This window comes from Christiangramia aquimixticola, assembly GCF_048285835.1.
GTDB lineage: Bacteria > Bacteroidota > Bacteroidia > Flavobacteriales > Flavobacteriaceae > Christiangramia > Christiangramia aquimixticola.
The window spans coordinates 1-296 of the sequence record NZ_JBLVTL010000231.1; the positions used below are offsets into that span (position 1 = coordinate 1).

The following is a 296-nucleotide window of genomic DNA, read 5'->3' on the forward strand; positions in this document are numbered from 1 at the left end:
CTGTGCCAACTGATTATCGGCTTCTTTGCGGGATTTGATTTGGTTCAGATTCAGGGAATTCAATCCTTCCAAGATCGTCTGATGGTGGATGGGGTAAAATCGTGGGGCGATGTCAGCAACGATTAGTTTCTCCACTCGCTCGGGATAGGTGACCGCAAACTTCATGACCGTCTTCCCACCCATAGAGTGGCCCATCAGATAGATTTTCTCGAGGCCTTCGTCATCCAGCAATTCCTTCAAATCCTCTACCATCACAGCATAGTTCCATTCCTCGGAATGGGGAGAGTCTCCGTGAT

Annotated in this window: 1 protein-coding gene; it reads right to left on the reverse strand. The window is 49.0% G+C overall.

Annotation, left to right across the window (positions count from 1 at the left end; genetic code table 11):
* Positions 1-296, reverse strand: a 296-nt coding sequence (locus tag ACNKXV_RS14270; protein WP_417908375.1) for an alpha/beta fold hydrolase, incomplete at both ends; no start/stop codon positions are given.